The 3,246-nt window shown below is 67.9% G+C and carries 4 protein-coding genes; 2 read left to right on the top strand and 2 right to left on the bottom strand.

The features are described from left to right. Positions 1-148: 148 nt before the first annotated feature. Together Q7T84_RS14195 and Q7T84_RS14190 are read right to left on the bottom strand one after the other, a co-directional pair. On the bottom strand, positions 149-877 hold the full coding sequence (locus Q7T84_RS14195; protein WP_304810050.1) for an SDR family oxidoreductase: 729 nt from the start codon (positions 875-877) through the stop codon (positions 149-151). A 13-nt stretch (positions 878-890) separates the two neighbouring features. Continuing rightward, positions 891-1,025 carry a hypothetical protein gene (locus tag Q7T84_RS14190; protein ID WP_304810048.1) on the bottom strand — a complete coding sequence of 45 codons (135 nt, stop codon included), beginning with the start codon at positions 1,023-1,025 and terminating at the stop codon, positions 891-893. A 159-nt stretch (positions 1,026-1,184) separates the two neighbouring features. Here Q7T84_RS14190 and Q7T84_RS14185 point away from each other — a divergent pair, with 159 nt between their 5' ends. Further along, entirely contained in the window at positions 1,185-2,627 is a 1,443-nt protein-coding gene (locus tag Q7T84_RS14185; protein ID WP_304810046.1) for an aldehyde dehydrogenase family protein, read from the top strand. 141 nt (positions 2,628-2,768) lie between these two features. Next, a partial coding sequence (locus Q7T84_RS14180) for an alpha/beta hydrolase (RefSeq protein WP_304810044.1) occupies positions 2,769-3,246 on the top strand: 478 nt, incomplete at its 3' end.

The following is a 3,246-nucleotide window of genomic DNA, read 5'->3' as shown; positions in this document are numbered from 1 at the left end:
AGCCGGTCGGAGGCGTCCGTCGGCACGTCCAGCTCCACATCGACGATCAGCGGCTGAACCCGGCCGATCTCATGGCGGTAGACGCCGATCTCGGCCTGCACCTTCACGCCGGTGACGAAGACCTTCGAGCTGACCAAGACGCCGGCGCTCATGACAGGTGCTGGCCCGAATCGACGGCGATCATCTGGCCGGTCACCGATGTGGCGTCGATCAGGTAGCGCAGCGCCGCGCCCATCTGGGCGGGGGAGGCGGGGCGTCCAAGCAGGGTGGAGGCGACCTCGGCGTCGAAGGCGGCCTGGTCCTGGTGAATCGAGGGCAGGCTGGGGCCGGGGCCGATGGCGTTGACCCGGATGCGCGGCGCCAGCGCCTGCGCCAGCATGCGCGTGGCGTCCCACAGGGCCGCCTTGCTCAGCGAATAGGAGAAGAAGTCCGGGCCGGGCCGCAGGACCCGCTGGTCCAGAAGGTTGACGATCAGCCCCTCGCGGTCGGCCGGCAGCCGCCGGGCGAACACCTGGGACAGGACCAGCGGCGCGCGCAGGTTGGTCTCCATGTGCAGGTCCCAGGAGGCGCGGTTCATGTCGGCGAACGCGTCGTGTTCGAACACGCTGGCGCTGTTCACCAGCAGGGTGACCGGTCCGAGCTCGGCTTCGGCGTCGCCCACCAGGGCCACGGCGGCGGGCTCCTGGCGCAGGTCGCAGGTGAGGATGACCGCCTTGCGGCCGTGGGCGCGCACATCTCCGGCGGCGGCCTCGGCGTCGTCGTCGACGCTGCGGACATGGATGGCGACGTCATAGCCGGCCTCGGCCGCTGTCGCGGCGAGGACACGGCCGATCCGCCGCGCGCCGCCCGTCACCAGTGCTGCGCCGCGGCTGGTCATCAGGCTGGCCCGATCAGTCGAGGCGGCCGAACTCGAACAGGTTCAGCGCGGCCATCACGACCAGGAAGACGACGATGGGGATGATCCCGGACATGGGGGCTCCAAGCTGTGTGCGTCCGGCTTTAGCGATGCGGGGGGCGGCTCGCAAGCGGCCAGTCGCGGGGTTGCGGGCGTCTGTGTGAAACTTCCTGCAGGGTTACGCGGCGCGGGGGCTTTCAACCCTTAACAGTGATCACTAAAATGAATGTTTGAAGATCGGGGCGGACGGCTCCGTCAGCTGCCAAGAAACGAAGGCCAGGAGGACGTCATGCGCGAATACCTCAAGTTCTATATCGACGGGGCGTGGGTCGATCCCGCCGAGGGCCTGAAGACGCTCGACGTCGAAAACCCCGCCACCGAGGAAGTCTGTGGCAAGATCGCCATGGGCTCCGCCGCCGACGTGGACAAGGCCGCCAAGGCCGCCCGCAAGGCGTTCGCCACCTGGAGCCAGACCAGCCGCGAAGAGCGCCTGGAAGTCCTGGGCCGCATCCTGGCCGAGTACCAGAAGCGCTTCGGCGACCTGGCCACCGCGGTGACCGAGGAAATGGGCGCCCCGTCGTCGCTGGCCCAGCGCGCGCAGGTTCCGATCGGCATGGGCCACCTGGCCACCGCCGTGGAGATCCTGAAGACCTTCAAGTTCGAGGAAGACCGCGGCCCGACGATGATCGTCAAGGAGCCGATCGGCGTCTGCTCGTTCATCACCCCCTGGAACTGGCCGCTGAACCAGATCGTCTGCAAGGTGGCCCCGGCCATCGCGACGGGCTGCACCATGGTTCTGAAGCCCTCGGAAGTCGCGCCGTTCACCGGCCACATCTTCGCTGAGATCATGCATGCCGCCGGCGTGCCGGCCGGCGTGTTCAACATGGTCCAAGGCGATGGCCTCGGCGTCGGCGTGCCGCTGTCCAGCCACCCGGACGTGGACCTGATCTCGTTCACGGGTTCGACCCGCGCCGGCATCGAGGTGGCCAAGAACGCCGCCCCGACCGTCAAGCGCGTGGCCCAGGAACTGGGCGGCAAGAGCCCGAACATCGTCCTCGACGACGACGCCTTCGCCAAGGGCGTGGGCCGTGGCGTGGCCACCGTGATGACCAACTCCGGCCAGTCCTGCAACGCCCCGACCCGCATGCTGGTCCCGACGAAGCGCATGGATGAAGCCATCGCCGTCGCCAAGGAAGCGGCCGCCCAGGTCACCGTCGGCGACCCGAACGGCAACAGCCAACTCGGCCCGGTCGTTTCCGAGGTCCAGTTCAACAAGATCCAGAAGCTGATCCAAGCCGGCATCGACGAGGGCGCGACCCTGGTCACCGGCGGCGTCGGCCGTCCGGAAGGCCTGGACGTCGGCTACTATGTGAAGCCGACCGTCTTCGCCAACGTCACCCCGGAAATGACCATCGCCAAGGAAGAGATCTTTGGTCCGGTGCTGTCGATCCTTGGCTACGAAAGCGTCGATCAGGCCATCCAGATCGGCAACGACACCGAGTACGGCCTGGCCGCCTACGTCCAGGGCGCCGACCTCGCCAAGGCTCGCGAAGTGGCTTCCAAGCTGCGCGCCGGCCAGGTGTCGATCAATGGCGGCGGCGGGGACCTGATGGCTCCCTTCGGCGGCTACAAGATGAGCGGCAACGGGCGCGAGTGGGGCGATTTCGCCTTCAACGAGTTCCTGGAAGTCAAGGCGGTCCTCGGCTACGCGCCGAAGGAAGCTGCTGAATAACAACGACAAGATCCGCCCCTCGTAGGGTGGACTGATCGGCGAGTGAGAGGGCGAGAGGGCTTAAGGCTTCTCTCGCCCGATCCTTGAAAGGGCTTCCGCGATCGCGGTCGCCAGGGATGAGCGAACAGGAAAGGAGTCCTCATGGACCCCCATATCAAGGCGATGATCGACGAGTTGGCCGCCGCCGCCGCCGGTCAGCCCGCGCCGCCGTTGGACGCTATTCCGCCTGAGATGATCCGGGCCGGCTACCGCATGCAGCGCGCCGCCCAGAACCTGACCGCGCCCAAGGACGTCGAGGCCCGCGACCTGCAGGTCGACGGAGCGGACGGCCCCATTGGCGCGCGGCTCTACACGCCTTCCGGTGCGCCTGCGACCACGCCGGGCCTTGTCTATTTCCACGGTGGCGGCTTCGCCATCGGCGACCTCGAGAGCCACGACGGCCATTGCCGACGTCTGGCCAGCTTCGCGGGAATCCGCGTCCTGGCGGTCGACTACCGGCTCGCGCCCGAGCATCCGTTCCCGGCTGGCCACGACGACGCCCTGGCCTCGGTGAAGTGGGTGTTCGACCATGCCGCCGAGATCGGTTTCGATCCGGCTCGCGTCGCCGTTGGCGGCTGCT

It is taken from the genome of Phenylobacterium sp., from assembly GCF_030654915.1.
In the GTDB taxonomy this organism is placed as follows: domain Bacteria; phylum Pseudomonadota; class Alphaproteobacteria; order Caulobacterales; family Caulobacteraceae; genus Phenylobacterium.
Note: the sequence above shows the minus strand (reverse complement) of the source record. Positions and strands in the feature narration are given on the sequence as shown.

Excerpts from the sequence above, each read along its gene's own strand:
- Q7T84_RS14195 (WP_304810050.1), bottom strand. The coding sequence starts at position 877 with ATGACCAGCCGCGGCGCAGCACTGGTGACGGGCGGCGCGCGGCGGATC.
- Q7T84_RS14185 (WP_304810046.1), top strand. The coding sequence starts at position 1,185 with ATGCGCGAATACCTCAAGTTCTATATCGACGGGGCGTGGGTCGATCCC.